General features: G+C 32.7%; 15 protein-coding genes and 9 pseudogenes. 16 read left to right on the top strand and 8 right to left on the bottom strand.

Annotated elements, in window-relative coordinates; genetic code table 11:
- Positions 1-352 precede the first annotated feature (352 nt).
- Together M1D66_RS29050 and M1D66_RS29045 are read left to right on the top strand one after the other, a co-directional pair.
- The gene (locus tag M1D66_RS29050; protein ID WP_479831991.1) at positions 353-631 is read left to right on the top strand and encodes an ArsR/SmtB family transcription factor; all 279 of its coding nucleotides are present in this window, start codon (positions 353-355) and stop codon (positions 629-631) included.
- A 69-nt stretch (positions 632-700) separates the two neighbouring features.
- Positions 701-1,051, top strand: coding sequence for a hypothetical protein (locus tag M1D66_RS29045; protein ID WP_437263921.1), 351 nt, complete (start codon positions 701-703; stop codon positions 1,049-1,051).
- A 127-nt stretch (positions 1,052-1,178) separates the two neighbouring features.
- On the opposite strand, the pseudogene M1D66_RS29040 reads toward M1D66_RS29045, so the two are convergent.
- The 3 genes and pseudogenes from M1D66_RS29040 to M1D66_RS29030 all read right to left on the bottom strand — a co-directional run.
- A pseudogene (locus M1D66_RS29040) lies at positions 1,179-1,331 on the bottom strand (IS200/IS605 family element RNA-guided endonuclease TnpB); the annotation flags it as partial.
- A 502-nt stretch (positions 1,332-1,833) separates the two neighbouring features.
- Entirely contained in the window at positions 1,834-3,264 is a 1,431-nt protein-coding gene (locus M1D66_RS29035; RefSeq protein WP_479831990.1) for an AcpB/EbpR/MafR family transcriptional regulator, read from the bottom strand.
- 629 nt (positions 3,265-3,893) lie between these two features.
- Positions 3,894-5,105, bottom strand: coding sequence for an IS110 family RNA-guided transposase (locus M1D66_RS29030; protein WP_242554879.1), 1,212 nt, complete (start codon positions 5,103-5,105; stop codon positions 3,894-3,896).
- A 350-nt stretch (positions 5,106-5,455) separates the two neighbouring features.
- Here M1D66_RS29030 and tnpA (M1D66_RS29025) point away from each other — a divergent pair.
- From tnpA (M1D66_RS29025) to M1D66_RS29000, 6 genes and pseudogenes are all read left to right on the top strand, one after another.
- Positions 5,456-5,799, top strand: a pseudogene (tnpA, locus tag M1D66_RS29025) (IS200/IS605 family transposase).
- Between the two features lie 59 nt (positions 5,800-5,858).
- Positions 5,859-6,843: pseudogene (locus M1D66_RS29020) on the top strand (RNA-guided endonuclease TnpB family protein).
- 569 nt (positions 6,844-7,412) lie between these two features.
- Positions 7,413-8,756: pseudogene (locus M1D66_RS29015) on the top strand (IS1182 family transposase).
- A gap of 481 nt (positions 8,757-9,237) precedes the next feature.
- The gene (locus tag M1D66_RS29010) at positions 9,238-10,428 is read left to right on the top strand and encodes an HBL/NHE enterotoxin family protein (protein WP_242555275.1); all 1,191 of its coding nucleotides are present in this window, start codon (positions 9,238-9,240) and stop codon (positions 10,426-10,428) included.
- Positions 10,429-10,482: 54 nt separating this feature from the next.
- Complete coding sequence (locus M1D66_RS29005) at positions 10,483-11,673, top strand: HBL/NHE enterotoxin family protein (protein WP_242555274.1); 1,191 nt, start codon at positions 10,483-10,485, stop codon at positions 11,671-11,673.
- A gap of 75 nt (positions 11,674-11,748) precedes the next feature.
- Positions 11,749-12,591, top strand: a complete 843-nt coding sequence (locus M1D66_RS29000) for an HBL/NHE enterotoxin family protein (protein ID WP_242555273.1) — start codon at positions 11,749-11,751, stop codon at positions 12,589-12,591.
- Between the two features lie 360 nt (positions 12,592-12,951).
- On the opposite strand, the gene M1D66_RS28995 is transcribed toward M1D66_RS29000, so the two are convergent.
- The 3 genes from M1D66_RS28995 to M1D66_RS28985 all read right to left on the bottom strand — a co-directional run bounded on the left by M1D66_RS28995 (position 12,952) and on the right by M1D66_RS28985 (position 15,513).
- Positions 12,952-13,122 (bottom strand): hypothetical protein, encoded by a 171-nt coding sequence (locus M1D66_RS28995; protein WP_242555272.1) that lies wholly within the window; start codon positions 13,120-13,122, stop codon positions 12,952-12,954.
- A 985-nt stretch (positions 13,123-14,107) separates the two neighbouring features.
- Positions 14,108-15,264, bottom strand: a protein-coding gene (locus M1D66_RS28990) for an IS3 family transposase (RefSeq protein ID WP_242555271.1) whose coding sequence is annotated in 2 segments (ribosomal slippage) — positions 14,108-15,015 and positions 15,015-15,264 — 1,158 coding nt in all. Because the reading frame shifts where the segments join, the coding sequence is not laid out codon by codon here.
- Positions 15,265-15,348: 84 nt separating this feature from the next.
- A complete protein-coding gene (locus M1D66_RS28985) occupies positions 15,349-15,513 on the bottom strand; it encodes a hypothetical protein (RefSeq protein WP_242555270.1) in 165 nt (54 codons plus the stop codon).
- A gap of 253 nt (positions 15,514-15,766) precedes the next feature.
- Between M1D66_RS28985 and M1D66_RS28980 the strand changes: the two are divergent.
- Positions 15,767-16,565: pseudogene (locus M1D66_RS28980) on the top strand (N-acetylmuramoyl-L-alanine amidase).
- On the opposite strand, the pseudogene M1D66_RS28975 reads toward M1D66_RS28980, so the two are convergent.
- A pseudogene (locus tag M1D66_RS28975) lies at positions 16,495-16,983 on the bottom strand (tyrosine-type recombinase/integrase); the annotation flags it as partial. The pseudogenes M1D66_RS28980 and M1D66_RS28975 sit on opposite strands and share 71 nt — an antisense overlap.
- Positions 16,984-17,446: 463 nt before the next feature.
- Here M1D66_RS28975 and M1D66_RS28970 point away from each other — a divergent pair.
- On the top strand, positions 17,447-17,602 hold the full coding sequence (locus M1D66_RS28970; RefSeq protein ID WP_479831989.1) for a hypothetical protein: 156 nt from the start codon (positions 17,447-17,449) through the stop codon (positions 17,600-17,602).
- 169 nt (positions 17,603-17,771) lie between these two features.
- Positions 17,772-18,133: pseudogene (locus M1D66_RS28965) on the top strand (hypothetical protein); the annotation flags it as partial.
- A 102-nt stretch (positions 18,134-18,235) separates the two neighbouring features.
- Here M1D66_RS28965 and M1D66_RS28960 read toward each other — a convergent pair.
- On the bottom strand, positions 18,236-18,451 hold the full coding sequence (locus M1D66_RS28960; RefSeq protein WP_242555269.1) for a hypothetical protein: 216 nt from the start codon (positions 18,449-18,451) through the stop codon (positions 18,236-18,238).
- Between the two features lie 336 nt (positions 18,452-18,787).
- On the opposite strand from M1D66_RS28960, the pseudogene M1D66_RS28955 reads away from it, so the two are divergent.
- The 5 genes and pseudogenes from M1D66_RS28955 (at position 18,788) to M1D66_RS28935 (ending at position 22,079) form a co-directional block, all read left to right on the top strand.
- Positions 18,788-19,153 (top strand): annotated as a pseudogene (locus M1D66_RS28955) (hypothetical protein).
- Positions 19,154-19,578: 425 nt separating this feature from the next.
- A pseudogene (gene tnpA / locus M1D66_RS28950) lies at positions 19,579-19,943 on the top strand (IS200/IS605 family transposase).
- 16 nt (positions 19,944-19,959) lie between these two features.
- Positions 19,960-21,072, top strand: coding sequence for a transposase (locus M1D66_RS28945; RefSeq protein ID WP_242555268.1), 1,113 nt, complete (start codon positions 19,960-19,962; stop codon positions 21,070-21,072).
- Between the two features lie 193 nt (positions 21,073-21,265).
- Positions 21,266-21,418 (top strand): BC1881 family protein, encoded by a 153-nt coding sequence (locus M1D66_RS28940; RefSeq protein ID WP_242555267.1) that lies wholly within the window; start codon positions 21,266-21,268, stop codon positions 21,416-21,418.
- A 520-nt stretch (positions 21,419-21,938) separates the two neighbouring features.
- Complete coding sequence (locus tag M1D66_RS28935; protein ID WP_242555266.1) at positions 21,939-22,079, top strand: L,D-transpeptidase family protein; 141 nt, start codon at positions 21,939-21,941, stop codon at positions 22,077-22,079.
- Positions 22,080-22,124: the final 45 nt, after the last annotated feature.

Below are 22,124 nucleotides of genomic sequence, written 5' to 3'. Positions count from 1 at the left end.
ATTTTTTAGTTGTAATGGAAATTGTTAATAAACAAAAAACTTCTATAAAATGTAAGTAGGATATAGATGAAGAGGGAGTAACTTATTAGGATTACGTTATAGATTATTGAACACTTCAAGTGTTGTAAAAAGAAATGTTTAATAGAATCTTTGTGAAATATATCTACACATTAAAGAAAGGTAATATTTGTCTCAAACAAAGACAGTATTGTTGTTGTAAAGTATAAAAAATAGTAGAAAATTTAGTTAACAGACAACTATTGCAATTAAATTTTATAAAAACAATAGACATAAAATATAAACAAGGGATATATCGAATTGAAATATATAGAAAAGATTGGAGGGGAACTAAGTGGGGAATTTACATATATATATAAAGCAGGCAAAAATACTAAAAAAAATAGGACATCCCGTTCGTTTATGTATATTACAGCAATTAATTCAACGGGGGAGTTGTAGTGTGGATGAATTACGTAATCTATTAGGGATTCCACAATCTACAACATCTCAACATTTGGGTGTTCTGAAAAGTCTGGATATTGTGAGGTGTAGAAGTGAAGGTGTGATGAAAATATATAAAATTTATAACGAAGAAGTAAAAAGGATTGTTATTATTCTAATGAAAGTATGAAATGCAAACTATAGAAGTATTTTTATTTTTAGTCATAATAACTGGGGACTAATTACATACAATATAGTCGTGAAAGGAAAATATATGAGACTGGTTGAGCGTAAAATTAGAATTTTAGATTTACAGAAAGAGCATTGTAGAAAATGTATTTATAGGGATAAAAAACCTTATTATTGTATTGAGGAATGCGAGATAGGGCAAGAATTAAACAAATTATATGAAATGAAATTAGATAAACGACAAAAATCGAGAGAAACGAAAGAAGAAAAATGGGATAGAAAATGTGAATATGCAATTTGGTTGTTTGAAAATGGAATAGAATACCCAATTATCGCTAAGATAGTGGGCTGTCATATAAGTAGTTTATATAGGGAGCTAAAAAAAAGAGGGAATTTTATGTATCCTAGTAATAAGAATTGAACTGCCCCTACCTTCAATTCGTTTAGAAGAGGGGGATTCCAAAGTAAAGAGTTCGATCGAACTCAAATTGATTAGGCTAGCTTCACAGTCCTTGCATATAGAAATCTTATCGTTTCATTTTTTAGATTGAAACTTGCGAATCCCCTATACCTATAATAATGTGGTTTTTGATGATTTCAGTCGAGGTTTTGTTTAAAAAAATTTCTCTAGTATTTTCCATGTATTCATGAATTCAAGCTACCTTTACTCGTCTTTTATTCCAGTGAGAAGATTCTTTTATTAAGAATAACTCGCATGGTTTTAATTGAAAGTCTAAGTAGGGTTGTAATACGTGTAGATAAAAATGTTTTAATGTTTCAAATTTAATTCTTGTTGACATTGAAGATAAAATAAGAGCTGGTAGAAAAAGTTTATCGGTTTTCCGTCAGAAGACTCCTTCTTCAAAAATATAAAGGTGTGAAACATCAAATTTAGGTGGGAGACGAATGTCAGTTGGCATAGGTTAACATGTTTGCTATCATATACTTGTGCAAATTACTTTTCAACGTTCCATCGGCCAAAGCTTGCCGAAGTTGCAAGAACCAAGCCAAAATAGGGATTATGGTGAGTAGTTCAAAGAAATTATATTAAAAGATGTGAAACCCAATGGACCAAGGTCTTCTCTTAGAGAAAGTAACGATGGAATTTAAATTTAGACAGAATAATGGAGAATGAATCCACAATTATAATGGATTCATTCTCGTTATGCTGTCTAAGTATGATTTTTGTTATAAAAAGTTAAATTATAAGAATTTTCTGATTTCCTCTAAGTTACGTCTAGTGGGTATAGTAGAAATAAAGATAGTCGGAATATGACTAATTTCAATAGGTGTATCAGTTATGATACAAGATACATCTGAGTATTCTATATCCAACTGTATTAAATCTTCATAGTGTACACTTATAAAATTTATATTTTGTTTAAATGTTAAGTTAAAGAACTCTATTAAATATTTATGCCAGTACTTTCCTTCTTTTGTATGTAGAATAATCTGAGATTTTTTTTGTTGTAATTTCATTTTTCTCGTCGCAATATGTATAGTTAATAAAGCGATATAATACGGTGATATATTTGGCTGAAATTCGGAGTTATTTTCCTTGTATGATTTTTCTAAAAAATTTATTTTTTTGTTTATCACATAGAAAATAGCTGCGTGTTTCTTTCTTATATGTGAGATAGTTGAAAAATTGCTCCAATAATTAGATGGGAGGAAATTTTGTTTTTTAGGCAACAACATTTGGTTTAATATGTTTATAAAATCAATATCACATAAAAGGTCCATTTTAAATCTTTTTTCAAGTTTTTGTATAAATGTGATTAAAATTGGATTGGATGGCTGCTCTATGTCGCGAATAGGTTGTGGATTATTTTCTTTTTTGTATGTGTACGCTGAACATTTTATTGCCATAATAAAAATAACAATATCCGTTGATGACAATTGGATATTATATTTTTCGAATATACATTTAGTGATGTTTTTTAATTTATTATACTGATTAGATTTTTTTATATGTCTAATCTGCCAATGTTTTAATAATATTGAATATCCATTGTTTTTTCTTTTTAAATATAAACAAATAAAAAAGGATAATGTTTTTATAGACTCTTTATAAAATATAATTTTTTTTGTTTTTTCAACTTCCGTCAAATATTCCATGAGCAACTCGCGTTTAAATTCTGTAAAAGGCCAATCTTGATCGTCATATGCATTCATATATAAATCATAATACATAATGAGAATATCTACATTTTTCCCCGAAAGTCTCAATGGGGATTTTTTCAACGTTATATTGTAACGCTGTAAGTAGCATGTAACCTGCTTTAATAGATTAGGTATTTTTTTATTCTGAATATATAATTTTTCAGCTAGTATTGAATTAGATGTCACATTTGTATCTAATAAAATATTTAGGGTTTTAAACAATAGAGTATGTTTCCAATATAATAGATCTATCTCATTATTGGATGTATTTAAAGGTTTATATAATTTCACACCTTTAGTTTTGTGGAACATGATATACCAGTTATTCGGGATTATCTTTTGAAGGTATAATAAGTCTCTATTTATTGTTTTGGTGGAACAATTAAGTTTAAAAGCCAGTTCGTTCAGTGAAAACCATCTAAATTCTTGTAATAAGTGTTTTAAAATATGATATTGACGTTGAATTAGCATAATGGTTTAAATTATTGATTCCAACTTAATGTTGGAATAGTCAATAAATTAATTCCACCTCCAGATTAAGATATTTTGTTAGTAATACTATAAGTATGTTGAGTGCAAAATTATTTTAAGGTATAAAGTGCACTTTAAGGCAAGAGAAGAATTGTATCTAAGTATATTAGGTTCAAAACAGCGTAGAATTTATTGTTTACACTATTTTAATATTGGAAGCTTAAGTTTAATTAGTTTAATTAAAACAATACGTTAGAAGCAACGGTAATTTTGTCTATGTGGTAGACAAAATTATTCTAACTTAATAAATTGAATGACCTTAATATAGTTTGCTTAAAGGATCATCTTTTTTCTATAGGATTAGCAGAGTGAAGAAATTTAATGCAAAGCAATATATCTGTTATTAAAAATATGTAATTTTTGTGTTTGGGAGAAGGATGAAAAGGGGGCACTCCTTATCTAAAATGTTGGTATCTTTTCTTACGATTAGTCAATCTGTATTTTTAAATTTTTAATACATTGGTTATTACAAAATATAAGTATTCATTTGCGGGCATACTAAATATCCCCACTATGAATTCGTTTTTTTAGTAGGGGTAGGATGTGGTAGAATGAATGAAACTATGATGTTAGGCCGTTAACCGATAATCATAGTGTATATTGTGTGTAATAAGGTGAAGGAGAAGCTTCAATAACTTATTTACACATGCAATGGACGCAACTTTATGACACTTGTTATAGGGTTGCGTTTTTAATTTATCGTAATACTCTACAAGGTGATTGCGACCGTACCGCCGTATTTTAATCATGTTTTGAATAATAAGGTACAGTAATTTACGTAAATGCTTATTTCCGCGTTTATTAATTTTATCTTTATAAAAGGTTTTGCCTGATTGAAAGCGACGTATATCGATACCGGCATATGCATTTAATTGTTTATTGTTTTCGAAACGTGTCATATCGCCTATTTCAGCCATTAAACGTACCGCTGTATTGGGGCCAATTCCAGGGATACTTAGAATGATACGATATTCTGGGCGTTGTTCGGCCATATCTACCATTTTGTTAATACAGCACTGCTTTTGGTGAAGAAGTTCTTGATAGCGTTTTGCATATGCTTTGAGCTGATCACATAGTACATCTTCTTGAGAAACAGCTGGGTAAGAATGTTTGGCTAATTCAAGAATTTGAAGAGCTTTTTTCTCGGCTAGCGTAGTTGATATTTTCTTATTGGTGTTAGCACGAATACGATTTTTTATAACCGTTTTAGAGAGAGGTACTACGTAATCTGGATGAGGAAATAGTTGAACAAAGTTTAAAAATAAATCAGATTTACTCGTAAACATTTTTTCTAATTCTGGAAATGTTAGTTGGATTACTTTATGCATACGGCCACGAAGAATAGATAACTCTCCATCCAGTTCGCTGTAAAATCTCGAAAGAGATCGTAATTGAAGGTACACATTATCGGTTTTATGGGATACCCTTCGGGTAACTGTAAAGTGGGTAAGAGCTAACCGATGTGCATCACTTCGGTCCGTTTTATGGATTCGTAAGGAATCGCATTGTAGTTTTGCTTCTAAGGGATTTAATAAACAATAGCTGTACTGATTATTTTGCATGAAGCGTTCTAGCTGTCTAGAATAAATACCTGTGGCTTCAAATACGATGGCAGGTGGTTCACCTGTTTCGTTTGTAAGCTTAAGAATCTTTTCCTGTAGTTCTTCAAATGCAGGTTTAGAATGTTTCAATTCCTGTTCAAAAATGCATTGTTTGTGCGCATTATAAATAACCATATAACTTTTACCCATACTGATGTCAAACGCGATTACATGTTTCATAAAGTTCCTCCTTATATGGAATGGAAGTCTTCGGCTTACACTTATCGATTCCCATTTCTTATACACGATCTCAAGGATCTACACACTAAAAATTGATTCAAATAAGGTAAGCGAAGAAAGCCAGTTTATTTTACGGATTCTAAATCCTAAAGAAACCTCGGCCCTTTCTTCACTTCTACTATATAAAAAAATAGTAGTGCGAACCAATGCCTTGGTCTGCACTACTAATCTTAGTATGTTTATTTTTTATCTTTTGTGTTGCAGTTTTATAATCTAACTAATACGATACGAACATGATGAATGATTATAGAAGAGCCAAAATAGCCGTGTCATTAATTAACTAGCATTTTGTGTTTTGCCCGCGATACAGAAAAAAGATTTTTCTTAACATAAAAGTAGAAGAATGTTTCAAAGAGTTGGTTCAAGAAATATGCGGAGAATGGGGTATTTCTATTGTTGCAATGAAATGCGACAAAGACCAAGTCACTTGCTCTTAAATACACCACCAACACTTAGTTCAGCTGATACAATGGCAAAAATTAAAGGAGTGACATCAAAACGTTTGAGAGAAGAATTTCCTCATCTTCAACATTTGCCGATCCTATGGACGCGTTCTTATTTTGTTTCTACTGCTGAAAATGTATCAAGTGAGACAATAAAACATTATGTTGAAAATCAAAAAACGAGGGGGTGAAACTTGTGCTATAAGCCATCACGGTTAAAGTGAAATTGCTTCCAACCAAAGAATAAATCATGCTATTGGAACAAAGTAGTCACGAGTATATAAAAATCATTAATACCCTTGTATCTGAAATGGTTGAAGCAAAGAAAAGCACGAAGAAAAGTACAAAGGATATTGAGGCTAATATCCCAAGTGCGGTGAAAAATCAAGCAATTAAAGATGCGAAAAGTGTGTTTTCTACAAAGGTGAAAAAGAGTAAATACAAGATCGTTCCGATTTTAAAAAGACCTGTTTGTGTATGGAATAACCAAAACTATTCATTTGACTTCACGCACATTTTAATTCCGTTTATAGTAAACGGAAAGTCAACTCGTTTAAAGGTTCGTGCTTTATTAATCGACAAATATAATCGCAATTTCGAATTGTTGAAGCGCAAGTTAGGTGCACTTCGTATGAAGAAATCTGCTAAATGGATTGCTCAAATATCTATCACGATTCCTACAAACGAAAAAACGGGAACAAAGATTTTAGGAGTAGATTTAGGTCTCAAAGTTCCTGCGGTAGCCATCACAGATGAGGATAAAGTTCGTTTCTTCGGGAACAGTAGGCAAAACAAATTTATGAAACGTAAATTTCGCAGGAAGTTAGGAGAAGCTAAGAAACTGAATGCCCTTCGTCAACTTGATGATGCAAGACCAAGAACACAAAGCAAGTCGTGTAATCGTTGATTTTGCAACGGATAATAATATTTCTGTCATTCGATTAGAGCGACTAACGAACATTAGACAGACGGCACGAACAAGCCGTAAAAACGAAAAAAATCTACACACTTGGTCATTCCATCGTTTAGCACAATTCATCGAGTACAAAGCGACATTAGTTGGCATAAAGGTCGAATATGTGAACCCTTCTTATACAAGTCAAACATGTCCGAAATGTTCTGAAAAGAACAAGGCGCAAGACAGAAAATACAAGTGTCAATGTGGATTTGAGAAACATCGTGATATCGTTGGGGCGATGAATATTCGCTACGTAACTGTGTTGGCATCAGCCTAAGAACCTATATGGTCTGTCTTAGGAGGGGGATGGCACACCCTCATCTTGAAGGCTGTTCAAAACAGAAATGGACTGCGAATGCTTAGTCATGCAAGAATCCCATCCGTTACACCGTAAGGTGTAGGACTTGTGGCGTTAGCTGTGGGAGTGTCAAAGTCAGTGTTTTACATTATAATGAAAATGCTAGAAGTTACTTAAGGGTGAAAAATGCATTAAACATGTATTTTTTCTTTGATTATAAAATATTTATATGAAATTTCTAGTTAGTTCTAAGTAAGTAGAACACAAAAATAAATGTGCTCTTAAAGAAATAGAAGCAACTTGGAATGATGCATGGAAATTTAAAAATTGTAACCAGATTTTCATGAGTAAATTTTTAACATGCTTTGCTTGGATTTTGGAGTTTGTCAATGTAGAAATTGGTCAGATGCAATTAAGAAATACTATAACAAAAATATTTTTTAATTATAATGTCTATATACAAAAACGAGGATGTAATTGTTGTTTTTGTATTTGAACCTCTTTTTATGTGTCAACGCTGATAAAAAGAGGTAAAGGAGAGATTTTTTATGATGGGTGCTTTAAAAAATCATCGTGAGGAACGTGAATCTGTTTCTGTAGAAGAGTGGGTTCCACAAGATTATTTCCTTCGTACGATTGAAGCGACAATTAGTTTTGATTTTATTGAAGAGAAGTTACGCCCTTATTACTGCGAAAACAATGGACGTCCGTCAATCCATCCTCTCTTTTTATTTAAAATGATGTTTAGTGGATATTTTTACGGTATTCGTTCGGAGCGTCAATTGGAAAAAGAGATTAAAACGAATATCGCCTACCGTTGGTTTTTAGGGTTTTCTCTATCAGATACTATTCCAGATCATTCTACAATCAGTTGGAATCGCCGTACTCGCTTTATTCATGCAAATATTTTCGAAGAAATTTTTGATGAGATTGTGAGGCAAGCGACAGAGCACCGGATGGTGGGAAGACGTGCGCTGATGACAGATTCTACGCACATTAAGGCCAATGCTAATAAAAATAAGTTTGTACATAAATATAAAAAAGAAAAGGCAAAATTTTATATAGATGAACTAGAAGCTGCGGTAATTGAAAATCGTGAAGTACACGAAAAAAAGAATTAAAACCCAGAAAGGAAAGTGATACTCCCACTAAAAAACTCGTATAAGTACTACGGATCCAGATAGTGGATTTTTAATGAGAGATGGAAAACTGAACGGTTTTCATTTCTTAGACCATCGTACGACTGATGCGAAGTACAATATTATTACAGATACTTATGTAACGGCTGGAAATATGGCAGATTCCGAGCCATATTTAGCACGTCTACAAGCTTAAATTGATAAATTCGGATTTAAAGTGGAAGCTGTAGCTCTTGATGCAGGTTATTTTACAGGGTGTATCTGTAAGAAATTATCGGAGAGAAATATATTTATGGTGATGGGGTATCGCCGATTTGGAAAACGAAATAAAGACGTACCAAAAAGCCAATTTAAATATGTAGAAGAAATGAATGTATTTGTTTGTTCGATGGGGTGTATTTTAGAGTATGCGACAACGGATCGTGAAGAATATCGTCAATATAAATCCAATCCAGAAGACTGCTCTGTTTGTCCACTACGTGAGGTATGTTTTTCAGAGAAACAAAAACAAAAAGTTATCACTCATCATATATGGGCGAAATATAAGGATATCGCTAGAAAAAACAAACCAACAGTTACAGGGAAAAAGTTGTACAAAGTACGCTGTTCAACTATAGAGCGAAGCTTTGCGGACGCCAAAGAACTACATGGCTATCGATATGCTCGATTTCGGGGGCTGAAGTCTGTCCAAATGCAGGCTTATCTCACCGCAACTTGTCAAAATATGAAAAAATAGCCCTTCATCTGACCTAAAAAGGGCTGGTGGAGGGCTATTTTTTTGAAACTCTATTATTTTATGTTGTTTTTATTCGCTAAAATCAAAATGATTCCAGAGTGTTGGGAACCCTGAAGGGTTTCCCAACACTCTTTTTTAATATGTTTATTGAGATATTCTAGTGAAGCTTGAAGTTGTTGCTTTAATTCTTTATATGTCGGCATGGATTAAGTGAATAACTTCATCTAAATCATCTAGCAATATTTAAAAGGTGATAATCAAAAGGGGAGCGCGGATAGATGTTTTCATTATTTCAGAAATCTAAATCATCTAAAAAATCATCTTACCAAATTACTTAATTGATAATTGAAACTGTTTATTTATTGTACATTTATTTATATGAATTTGATCTAAATATGATGCTTATAGAGAAATTTATGTCTGAAGTATAGGTCTAAAATAGATTTTTCCTTTACTGGGTAATCAATTTGTTATCTGAAACTTGAAAGGGGAGATAGGATGAAAAAGTTACCAATATTAACAGGGTTTGTAATTACAGCTGTGATAGCTAGTCAAGTATTACCGTTACCAGCATGCGCAGCTGAAAAAAAACAAATGGAAAACCATAACATAAATACAAGTAATATCGAGGTTTTTCCAGCACTACAAAATTTAGGAACACAGAGCGTTTTATTAAAAGCATATGCATTATCATTATTAAAGCAACCTACTGTAGCAATTGAGGCCATGCCGAACTTGGAATCCAACCAAGAAAAGGCGAAGCAACATGCCTATTATTGGTTGGATACAGTTCAACCAAGTTTTATTACTGCAAATCAACAATCTATCTCATTTCAACAAAAATTTCTAATTTATTATAATAAATTGATTGAATTATCTTCTAAAATAAGCACGGATGATCAGGCTAAAAAAGATTTTGTGATGGGAATTACAAAATTACAAGAGAGCTTGAATAGTTATCAAAATCAAATCGAAAAGATGTCGTTAGATTTAGAAAAATTCCAACAATATTTTAATGTTGATGCAGAAAATTTTATGAATGCAGCTGCTCAAGCGACGACATCTTTAGCGAATAAGAATGGAGAAGTTGAACAATTAACAAAACAAATTGAAGTAATTAATGGTGATATCAGATCCCAAATTGGAGTAATTGTAGGTGGAACCATCGGTATGGTAGCTGGGATAGGAACTATTGTTTTTGGAACTGTCGTTTTATTTACCACAACTGTAGCTACAGGAGGTGTTGGGGCTGCAGTTGTGGTACCCGCACTGGGTAGTATTGCACCTGCATTAGGTGGAATAGTAGGTGGAACGGGTGGGCTTATAGGTGGTGGTGTGACAGTAGGATTTGCTGCAAAAAAATTAGAGGAAAAGCGTAAAGAACTACAAGAAATCACACGGAAATTAACAAATGCGAAAGCAGATGCAGTAGTTTTAACGCTTTTAGTAGGGCAAGTGAACGCATTTAAAGATAATGTCGCAAAAGGAAAAGAAAGTTTGGAGGGATTTGACGACAATTGGTTTGAATTAAAAAAAATTTTTACTGAACTGCAGCAATATGTAAATAAAATTAATCCAGATAGCTCTATATTACAAAAAAATTTAGCGCAAATTAAAAAAAGGGTAGATGATTTGGCTGCTCAAGCTAAGCAACAAGAAAAGGTAATAACGGACATTTCCTATCAATAGAGAGCATTTGGAATAAGTATTTAAATTATTTATAGATCAAAAGGGAGGATATTTATGAGAAAAATACCTGTTAAGTTAATAACATGTGCTGCACTGGTTACAACTTTATCTATGGAAAATATTATGCTATCTTATGCGTTTGCGGATGAAACTAAAGAAGTTACGGTGAAAAATGAAAAACAGCCTAACTTACCAGATAAATATTTAGGGCCAGAGGAATTGCAAAAAGTGTTGCAAGAAACGGGATCACATGTAATAGTGTTAGATGCTTACGCCCTTACTTTATTAAAGTCTCCTCAGATTAAACTAGATAAAAATATATTTACAGAAAAGAAAGATAAAGATTTGGCGGACGCCGTTATAAATACACAAAAAATTGCACAAGGAAATGCAACACATTGGATAGATGTATTAAAGCTGGAATTGATTAATGTAAACCAAAGTATTGTCAATTATGGATCCAAGTTTGATAATTATTATCAAACTATTGTGGATGCTGTTGATGAAAAGGATAAGGCAACTACTAAGCAAGGTATTGAGCGTTTATATAAAAACGTCGAACAGAATAAAGAAAAAGTAGATAAATTGGTAGTAGATTTAAAGAGTTTTCGTGATAAATTGCTTACAGATACCATTGAATTTCAAACTAATACAAATCAAATGCTTACAACTTTAGAAGGAAAAAATGCAATTATGCCATCTCTAAAACAACAAATTGATGCTTATAATTCTCAAGTAAGTGCAGCAATTGCTATGATAGCTTCTGGTGGTGTCCTAACGCTTGTGGGCACAGGATTCGGTGCCCTAACGGTAGTATTAACTTTAAGTGGTGTGGGCTTACCTTTTGCAGCCATTACAGGTACCGTTGCAGCGGGGAGCGTTGGTGGTGGAGTGGCTCTTATTGTGACAGGAAATAATAAATTAAAAGAAGCAAATTCTCAAATTACAAAATTGACAATGCAATTAAAAGATACAGATTTACAAGTGGCGGCGTTAAAAGTAGCAAGCGATCAAACTAAGACATTTGCAGATACAATTAATACAGCGATTGATTCAGCAGAAACGTTAAAAGATCAGTGGACTACAATGGGATCTAAATATAAATCATTAATGGAAAATATAGATGGTATTTCACCAAGCTCTCTTGCGTTTGTTAAGGAAGATCTAAAAACAGCAAAAGATAGTTGGTTAAATATTAAATCTTATGCAGACACTTTGCATTCGAAAATTACAATTAACAAATGATACTAATATAGTTATCCCTGTGCATTATAAATCGCACAGGGATAACTATATTAGTATAGAAAAGAGGAGGTGTGCATGTCATCTGTAAAAAAAGTAATTGTGTATTGTTTTTTATGTATGTGTACGATATCTTTATTTTTCAATTCAACTCCTGTATTTGCCCAAATTATGAGCCCAGGAGCTATGATAAATTTAGAAGCTGGCAGGATGCTAGATTTAAGTTCTGGATTTTATAATACCCTGGAGCAATATAAGCGTCTAGAACATAAACTTATTCCTACAGATATTTTAATACTTGTGATCAAACATGTAGATAATACGGGAATGCTAGGGAAAGAATGGTCCGTTGAAATAGCACCACATATGCAAACTACACGAAAGCACATTCTTTCTTATAATACCCTCTTCCAACAAAAATTTAATGATATACAACAACAAATTCAAAATAAAAATAAAGAAAAAATTCTACAAATATTAGAAACTATTAAATCTGATATTACAATTCAAAAACAAGGTGTTATGAAGTTTTTGACAGCTATACAGGGCTTCAGAAATAATGTTGGTATTAATTCTAGACAACTTCAAAATGATTGTATACCGATACAGGACATTATAGATATAGAAGAGGAAAAACAAGGTTATTCAGTGCTAGGAGAGAACATTTTATTAAACTGTGTATTAGATATTATTAACTATATTAATGGAGTTAATAGGGGGACAGTAGGTTTACTGAATAACCTAGAGACTATGAATACAAATTGGTTGACCCTAGAAGCTAAGTTACAATCGCTTATTCAAAATATAAATGATGCTTCTGATATTAGCATGAATTTTATTAGTGCAGATGTGCAAATTGTAAAAGGAAACTGGGGAAATATCTATAATAATATACATCAATTATATTGGGAAGCAGACTAGATAAAGGAAGTGTCTTAGCAAATGTTTATTATTTTTAACCAAGGCAATCCCTTTTCCTTTTTTCAATTTGTGGGTGCATAGCAGTAATTTATGCCCAAAAATAAGTATTAATTCTGTAATGTGCCCTATATACAACTATCGAACGTAGAATATAGTTGTATAGGATTGAATATATGAAAAAAACTGGACAAAATATGTCGATTATTTAAATGGCCGTTATTCTCTTCAAGCTGTATGTTATTACCGGACATACCTACAACCATGTTCCTATTTTGTACAGGTCGAATTATATATTTTCCATTTGGTATCCAAACATCTACCAGCTCATGATTCCTACAAGAGCTTGTTTTTTTGCGGCGTTCATTGTATCGTTCCTTGCTCTCCAAAAGTTAACGGTTTATTATTTTGTAGGTCATCTAACCTGGACATTAAATCTTTTAATATCTTTCTTTTTTGTTCAAGAGTCTCTATATCATAGTCTGCAAATTGTTCATTTATCAGTGCAACTAGTGTCTTAGTTTGTGCAGTCATAGCTGTTCCAACGTTAGCTGGCCAAAGTAATCCAATTATTGGAGAAATAAATGATCCAACATATGGAATAAGTGCTGTGGCACCTAGTACAAGAGATCTAGCAGTGTCGGTAAAATCTTTGATATCTTTCTGTTTTTCCGTTAGATTCTCAGCAGCAAATGCGGAGGCTATGTGTCCTAATATACTGCCCCCCTAAAGTCATGGTTGTAATTGTTACAAATAATGTTTGTTTGTACTTGCACTTTGCATTTGTTTGACTTTTTTATTTCATACATAAGTATTCCTTTCTATTTGGATTATTTCTTAAGAAATTTTATTCCATCAAGTAAATAAGTAACATCCTTTATTATAGGTAGGAGCATATTCATTTCATATAACGAAAAGTACTTATGGCTAATATAATTATTTTTAAGTATATTTAGGATATGATTTGCTTTGGGGAGATAATAATTGCGAAAGTCACGCAGTTAATAAATCGATAAAACAATAAGAACTTTAGTTACGTTTATTTTGTTAATGAGTTGTAAATTGTATATTAGACTCTAATTCGATACGATAGTACATCGAAATTTAAAGTGATGTTTAGGTCGGCAAAACGCGAATGAATAGTTTGGCTATTAATACACTTATTGTTTAACTTCTGAAATTACGGCAAAGGTGGATACATAAATGTTAACTTTGGCTACCATTTAATTTTTTAAGTACATTGAATTTTATGATTTTTTCTGTAATTTATTTTTAAGATTGTTAAAATTGCTCATCTGTGAATTGGTTCTAAATAACTCGTGCATACCGTTAACGCCTATTCAAGGTGTAGTTGTTTTAAAATTGTTAGGGGAATAAGATATTATAAAAATAGATAATGTAAAAGGAAATGTTTGACAGGATAATGAGCTTGCATCAAGAACTGGTTATGCATTATTAATAAAACCTAGACTTTAGTTATATGAAGTGAACCCCGAAAACGGGACACCTATCAAAACACCTAAACCACTTGTTCCCTAAATTCTTTAGGGAACAAGTGGTTTAATTTTTCTTGAATTCGCACACAATTGTAGTAATGAATGTATTCTAGCACAATCTTTCGCACAGTTGTGTTGGATACTTTTGTTACCTCTTGTGAATAGAAGGTTTCACTTTTCAAATGACCAAAGAAGCTTTCCATGACGGCATTATCATGGCAATTTCCTCTCCGGGACATGCTGGTGATAATGCCGTTTTCTTTGGCATATACTTGAAATTCCTTCGCTGTATAAATACTTCCTTGATCTGAGTGAAGAAGGACATCTTTTACTTTTCGCCCTCTCATTGCTTGTTTTAATGTCTTCATTGCTAATGGTAGTGCTTGCGACTCGCTGATGACATAACTAATAATTTTACGATTAAAGGCATCCATAATCGTTGATAAATACAAGGTACGCTCTCCGAATAATAGATATGTCACATCCGTAAACCACTTTTCATTTGGTGCGGATGCATCGAATTGGCGTTCCAATCGATGAGGGGCTACTACTGGCTCCGCACCACTGATATATTTCTTTTTCTTTCGACGAACTTTTGAGAGAATCTGATTTTGTCTCATGATTCGTAATACTTTTTTATGATTCACACACAGCCCCATTTTCCGAAGAGTTGCGGTCACTCTTCGATATCCATATCGTAATTTATGCCGAAGACAAACATCCTTTATTTTCGCTTCTATCTCATCTCTTAGATCCATTGTTCGTTGTAACCAACGATAAAATGTAGACCGGGGTAATTCTAATACATTACATAATTCTTTTACTGTTAGTTTTGTTTTGAAATCGGTCCATAAAGTAACTACAGTTTCCGGGTTCAACTCCTTTCGATTTCCAGATACTTTCCCCATATCAGTACTTTTGTTTTTAATTGTTTATTTTCTAACCGTAGCTGTTCCAATTCATTTAACGCTTTTGGCCCTTTTCCATAAGAATATTGTTTTCCTACAGGTTGCTGAAAACGGTACGTTTGACCGGTACGATACCACTCCATCCACGTCTTAATTTGGGAAACATTTTTAATTCCAAACTTCTCCATAATGGTCCGGTTGGAATATCCATCCTTTTTCATTTCAATCACTTTCCACTTTATTTTTTCTGGGTAATGAACTCTTGCCTTCAAACCAAAAACACCTCCATTGAATTTGCATACTTAGTATGCGAATTCAGGAGGTGTTTTTTTCATGTACCACTATTCGGGTTCACTTCAATAGTCTAGGTTTTTATAATGTTCCATGATTTGAGACATCATTTTGGACTTTTCTTTTTCTAAAGTTTCAATTGTTTTTTGATGATTTTCAAGTTGTTGATGCATTTTTTTGAGTTGTAAAAATAATTGTTCTTTTTTTTCTGATGAATGATTGTAATCCATTATACAGTTACTCCTTTTTTATTAGATATAGAGTTAGTTTGTACTCCTGTTTAGGTTTACATACAAATAATAAGTTTTAAATATACCTTTTAAAGAAAGCTTATAAAATTAATTTGAGAAGTGCTTGAATTACAATGTTGAATAGTGCTGGAATGTAAAACGAAGTGGTATTGCAAACAAGTTGTTTTGGAAACTAGAATGTTTGCTTCTAGTCAATTATGTTCCAGTTGTGACTATAAAAACAATATACCTTATGATTCTAGTACTTCCTAGTTCTTTTGCTGATAGAACATTTGTTATTCCTAATTTACTTAGACAACCATAGCGTAATGGTGTAGGTGCTATGCGGGCTTTTAGCACATTTTACGATAACTTCAGAAGCTCCAGCTATTAATATTCAAAAAGATGAGTCTCATACATCACGTTCAGCAATCGTTCATTATGCAGGAACAGGAGAAAATAAACGATTTGTACATGTAAAGTTATGCGAAACAGTAGACTATACAAAGTTTAAGTGTTGATATGGGAAATACGTGAAGCGTTTAGCAAAAATTTTAAAAGATTACAAACTATCTGTGGGAAAAGATTATGGACTCACTATGATGTAACAAAATATTTTGGTGGAACAGATTATGAAGATTCATTTGATTCCTTAAAGTCACAGGATGTGTCATAAACTTAATTTCAAGCTTATGAGCAAGGTGCACACAATAAGTGCGGATGTTTTTGTTCCTGAGGAGCTATTTAAACTGGCAGAAATACCAACAGTTGTAAAAGACGGTATGGCTTACATTGAAGGCTATAACGTTAATTTACGTAAAGGGCCCGACACCAGGATATTCTAAAATTCATCAACTAAATAAACCAAAATCTTATGTCGTATGGAACGAAAAGGATGGTTGATTAAATATTGGTGGGGAGCAATGGATTAAAAAGGATCCATCTTATGTGAAGTTTAGTAAAAAAGCACATTGTTTTCTTCTATTTTGGGGAGGCATGTTGTTTCATACCTTCACATTTTTGAGGAAGGAGTCTTTTGTCAGAAACGATAAATGTAACCAATTCCGCTTGTTTTGATGGATATAAATGACTATACGTATTTAAAGTTGTTGCAACATCTGAATGACCTAAACGTTGTACAACTATAAGTGGACTAACACTTTTATTTATTAAATACGATGCATGAGAATGTCGGAACTCATGAAGCACAATCTTTTTAACTTAGGCGATTTTTACATATTTTATGAATTTTTGTCGTAAGGTATTAGCAGCTATACTATCGTAGAACTTTCCAAAAACTACATAATCGTTTTTAATCGGCGCAGTTAGTCCTGCAGTTTTTTATGTGTCTTTTAACATATTCATTATAAAGCTAGGTAACATTATAATTCAATTAGATGCTTTTGTTTTAGATTCTGTAACGTGGCGATTATATTCGGTTTTGTGAAGCTTATAAAACTTCTTTACAAAATAAGTATTTTGTAAAAAAATACGATTGTACGTAAAAATGGTAGGTAATTAACTAAATTACCTACCATGTGTCTAAACAGTCCGGAGGGTAAAGCTCCGCTTTGAAAGAGTGTAGTCATGGGAAGTTGACTTGTAAATAGTATGTGTAATGTAAAAGAGATTATTCGTAAAGGGGAATAAAAAAAGAGTACATATCAAATATATACTCTTGAAAAAAAGAGAACCCTATGAGTGATAGTACATCATATGTTTGTCTGACTAAAAGGTGAAAAGGTTTTCGCAAAATAGTTATTGTACTGAGGAAAAAAGCAAGCACAAAAATTGTGCATGTACCATGGATAACTGTGTCTATATAAATATATGCTTAATTTATATAAATCATGAGTATATTTGAGTGAAATAGTTATTTATTACAAATTTCAGGAGTGTACAGGAAGAGCAATTACAATCTTCTTTTTCTAAGTTGAATGCTCAATATGAGTTACAAAAAGTAACGTTTGGTGAGAATGCTTCAAAAATAGAGAAATTACGTCTGAAAATAGATAACCTTGGGAAGCAACATACTGTTGTAGCTAGTAAAGTACAAAACTATCGGAAGCCGTTAGATCAAGCCAAATAGAAACAGGGCAAAAATGCTAGTGAAATACAAAGGTATAAAACACAGCTTACACAAGCTAAGACAGTGGGACAACAGTTGCAAAGGTAATTAAAGACGTTCTTTCATGCTACTGAAATGAGCGTAGATCATTTTGCAATAATCTAACAAACCCAATACGAAGCGGCTCGAGGGCACTCGTAGACAATGGGCGTTAAATCAAACCGTCAGTGATAAAGCCTTTTATTGTGTAACCGATCCAGATAAACTCCTCATTCACTCTGATTAAGGTGGGCACTATCAAATGGAACAATGCAGTCATTCTCTTAAAAATTGTGGCATAACTCAAAGTATGTCTCGCAAAAGAAATGGTTATGACAATGTCGTTATTGAAAATTTCTTCGGTATCATAAAATCAGAATTTCTGTATCGAAAAAAATTTGGAAGTATATAGAATACTATAATTATAAAAAAATTAAGGCAGCGACTGGTCTAACTTTCGGAGTCACTTCACTTTTGTTAGAAGACTTTTTGCGTTTGTATCTGCCGGGGTGAAAAACTTAGGGAAACGGTGCCCTCTCCATATAAATCCTAGAAAGAGAGGATACCGTTTTTTTTAGAACTTGAGTGAATTTAATGGGGATCTTTGTAGCTTAATTATTCTGAAATTATTGGAGTTGTTGATATAGAGCTATAACTTATAACATCTCCAGAGTCCACATCCTCAATTTTTTGTATTAGTTTACGATTTACACCACCTTTAAAAGAAATTTCACCTTCTTTTATATATACTTTCTTATTGGCAACGTCTATATCAAGCTTATTTCGTAATTCATATGTTGGTATTCTATAAATATCCTGTCTAGTTGGCACATCTATATATAGCCTTGTTGGTAATTGACCATAAGAATCTTTTTTATAGTGTGTTTTTTTTGGCTTTGTTGAATTGAAATTTGGTCCAATTGAAGAAGGAGGGCTAGATAAAAGTAATATTTATTTTATTAAGTTAATCATGAATATATTTTAAAAAGGTTTCTATTTGTATTTAATCTAAAATTAATATTCAACTATTCGTTGCAGACTCAGTAAAGTACCTAAAATTGGTGTACAGGTATTATAACTTCTTAGAAACAAAAATAATCATATTTTGTGAGATTTAGAGTTTTTTAGTAGAAAGTAGGTGAATCGAATCATCATTTGTTTAACTAGCTGAAGGCATATCAAGAGTTAAAACGGGACATTGCGTATCAAAATTACACCGTCGAAAAAATAAAAACTGAATTAAAACGCTAGCTCAGTGGTGATTTGCGGTAGGTAAATTTAACTATTGAATCGGAAGGTGCAAAGATAGAAGTACGTATTGAAGCAATTGAATATGAATTAGCGCACAAAATGAATGATATAAATAAACTTAATTAATACATTCAAAGGAGTGGAATATAAAGTTGTTTATCTCAAGTGGTGGAGGGGAGGATATTAGAAAAGGTTGCTGAAGAATTTAACTCCAGTCCACATTATATTTATAACAAACAAGCTGCTATGCGAGAGAGGATTGAATATTCAAATAAAACTTAATATCTACTTAGGCTTATACAAGCTGTTGAAAAAATGATTTATAGTAATAATCTAAGAAAATGACGAAAGGGCAACTGATGCACGGTTGTTCTTTTATCATTTTAGCAAGAGAATATAATTTTTTGTCTTTAACAAACGTAAAAAAACGGAATTTTTTTCGGTAGGTTTCTGTAATAATGATAATAAGTTTAGAACTTCGATGGGACTAAATTATTTTCATAAAAAGGGAGGTATTTTCCTTTCTTTGAGCGTATAGTAAATCAAGATCTAATAATAAAGCTTGTAATAGCTGTACGCTTAAAGTTGTGGAAACAACAAAAATGATAATTTAATTCCTTTTTATTTTGCTTGTGATAGAATCAGTTTTATAAATTATAAAGGCTGTTATATAAATGAAATTAGATAGTAATAACCATTGAGTATTCTTGTTGTATTATCACCTTGTGTTGGTCGTGAAATACAGAAGAAATGTGTTCCATGATGATATGGCAGACTATGCAAAAGATATGTTTGTTCGACTATCTGAAAACTATAACATCTCATTAGTTGAATGGAATCATGATGTACACCATGTTCATATTTTGTTCAAGGCACACCCTAATACAGAAATGACAAAATTCATCAATGCTTATAAAAGTGCAAGTTCTCGACTTATTAAAAGAGACTTTCCACAAGTGAAAAAAAACTTTGGAAAGAGATGTTTTGGTCAAGAAGTTTTTGCTTGCTAACTACTGGTGGTTCGCCAATAGACGTAGTAAAAACATATATTGAAAATCAAAGTGAAAAGTGAGGTGAAATGATATGATATGACAAAGCAGAATAAAGCCTATAAATCCCGTTTGTATCCAACAGAAGGCCAAGCACATCTTATGCGTAAAACCTTCGGTTGTGTACGTTTCGTGTATAATAGAATGTTAGCTGAACGGAAAGAAGCGTATGAAAAACATAAAGATGATAAGGATCAACTAAAGAAACAAAAGCATCCCACTCCTGCAAAATACAAAGCAGAGTTTGAGTGGTTAAAAGAAGTGGATTCATTAGCTTTGGCAAATGCTCAACTAAACTTGCAAATTGCCTATAAAAATTTCTTTCGTGGTCAAAATGACTTCCCAACATTCAAAAGCAAAAAAGACAGAAAGTCTTATACAACGAATGTAGTGAACGGAAATATTATGTTGCTTAACGGTCATATCAAATTGCCAAAACTGAAAATGGTACGTATCAAACAGCATAGAGAAATACCACAAGGCCATATAATCAAGTCATGTACGATTTCTATGACACCTACTGGTAAATACTATGTGTCCATTTTGACTGAATACGAAAAAGAGATCGTACAAAAAGAAGTAGAAACAGTTGTTGGATTAGACTTTGCGATGAATCAATTATACGTCAGTTCTGAGGATGAGAGAGCCAATTATCCTAAGTTCTATCGTGAAATGTTAGACCGATTAGCAAAGGCTCAACGAGTATTATCAAGACGTACAAAAGGTTCAGGGCGTTGGAATAAACAACGTATCCGTGTAGCTAAGCTACATGAAAAAGTAGCAAACCAACGTAAGAACTTCCTTCATCATAAGTCTAAAGAGTTAGCTACTCATTTTGATGTTGTAGTTATTGAAGATCTAAATATGAAGGGAATATCGCAAGCATTTCATTTTGGAAAAAGCGTCGCTGATAATGCTTGGGGTATGTTCACTTCTTTCTTAGCTTATAAACTAAATGAACAAGGCAAACAGCTTGTGAAAATAGACAAATGGTTTCCTTCCACAAAAACATGTAGCAGTTGTGGAAATGTGAAAAATATGTCATTGTCTAATCGAGTCTATTCTTGTATATGCGGTGTAAATCTCGATAGAGATTATAACGCAGCTATCAATATCAAAAATGAAGCAATACATCTATTAGCGTTAGCATAGATAGCAATAAAATAACCCTTGGAACAAGGGAGTTCGCTCGGCTGCCTTAGGACGAATTTGTTAGCTACCAAAAGTAACGACTAACCGAGAAGCCCCCAATTCAAACAGTCCGTTAGGACGTTAAGTGGCGGGTAGTTCACTGACCTACAGTGTATATATTTCTGTATAAAATACAAGTAGAGAAGGTGCCAACATGAACCCAAAGTATATAGACACAAGAAATCTGAGTAAAGAGCTGTCAAAGCGTGAAAAGGTGACTACCATTTGTGTAGAGGCTTACGAAAAATTGGAGGTTGGTGGAGTGGTTGTGGAAGGGCCTGCAATAATTCACATTTGTAAAGAGTAACAAGCAATTGCAACAAAAGAGGGATGGTTACTACGTAAGTTGGAATATAGGCAATTTTATAGGTGCATCAAAAGTATGATATTTTTTTTAGTTACTGTTTTGAAAACAGGAATCTGAGAAAATTCATGACAGAATAAAAAGACTAATTTATATACCAAATTAGCTGTGATTCTTAAAGGAGAGCGGTCAACTTGGTAGTGCATAAAATACTACCTCTTGTTGAAAAATATAGGTAAGATGTGATAAAAGTTGAAGCTTATCCGTAAATTCATAGTAATATTGATAATAGTATGTAGTTGTATCTAATCAGTACAGACATCAACTAGAACTGGTCATTATATTATTATCAAACAATCAGAACAAAAATTGTATTATGTGAAAGCTAAGCTGCTGCTTAAATCATTTTCTGTTGCAATCAGGCAAGATGAAAATCCGACGCTTACAGGAAGATGTACAGATGTATATAAAGAAGAGGCACCTAAGAATCCAATAAGAACAAGGTGGTTGGGGTTAATTATAAATGAAACCGAGGGCAATACGTATGGGATATATGAAACAAATCCAGTCGAAAGTAAGTGAGGGGTGTATTCGGATGCAGAATGCGGATGTGGAGTGGTTAAACGCTCATGTAGCAAAAGGAACACCTATTATTATTTGGTAGTGAAGATTGGGATTGAAAAGGAGCGTCCATTTAGCTGCTTGTACT

Source organism: Bacillus sp. PK6-16, from assembly GCF_056530295.1.
This window is presented reverse-complemented; position numbering and strand designations above follow the sequence as displayed.

What these genes read in the sequence shown, in the direction of transcription:
- M1D66_RS29035 (WP_479831990.1), bottom strand. Translation starts at nt 3,264, where the DNA reads ATGCTAATTCAACGTCAATATCATATTTTAAAACACTTATTACAAGAA.
- M1D66_RS29030 (WP_242554879.1), bottom strand. Translation starts at nt 5,105, where the DNA reads ATGAAACATGTAATCGCGTTTGACATCAGTATGGGTAAAAGTTATATG.
- M1D66_RS29010 (WP_242555275.1), top strand. Translation starts at nt 9,238, where the DNA reads ATGAAAAAGTTACCAATATTAACAGGGTTTGTAATTACAGCTGTGATA.
- M1D66_RS29005 (WP_242555274.1), top strand. Translation starts at nt 10,483, where the DNA reads ATGAGAAAAATACCTGTTAAGTTAATAACATGTGCTGCACTGGTTACA.
- M1D66_RS29000 (WP_242555273.1), top strand. Translation starts at nt 11,749, where the DNA reads ATGTCATCTGTAAAAAAAGTAATTGTGTATTGTTTTTTATGTATGTGT.
- M1D66_RS28995 (WP_242555272.1), bottom strand. Translation starts at nt 13,122, where the DNA reads ATGACTGCACAAACTAAGACACTAGTTGCACTGATAAATGAACAATTT.
- M1D66_RS28985 (WP_242555270.1), bottom strand. Translation starts at nt 15,513, where the DNA reads ATGGATTACAATCATTCATCAGAAAAAAAAGAACAATTATTTTTACAA.
- M1D66_RS28945 (WP_242555268.1), top strand. Translation starts at nt 19,960, where the DNA reads ATGACAAAGCAGAATAAAGCCTATAAATCCCGTTTGTATCCAACAGAA.
- M1D66_RS28940 (WP_242555267.1), top strand. Translation starts at nt 21,266, where the DNA reads ATGAACCCAAAGTATATAGACACAAGAAATCTGAGTAAAGAGCTGTCA.
- M1D66_RS28935 (WP_242555266.1), top strand. Translation starts at nt 21,939, where the DNA reads ATGAAACCGAGGGCAATACGTATGGGATATATGAAACAAATCCAGTCG.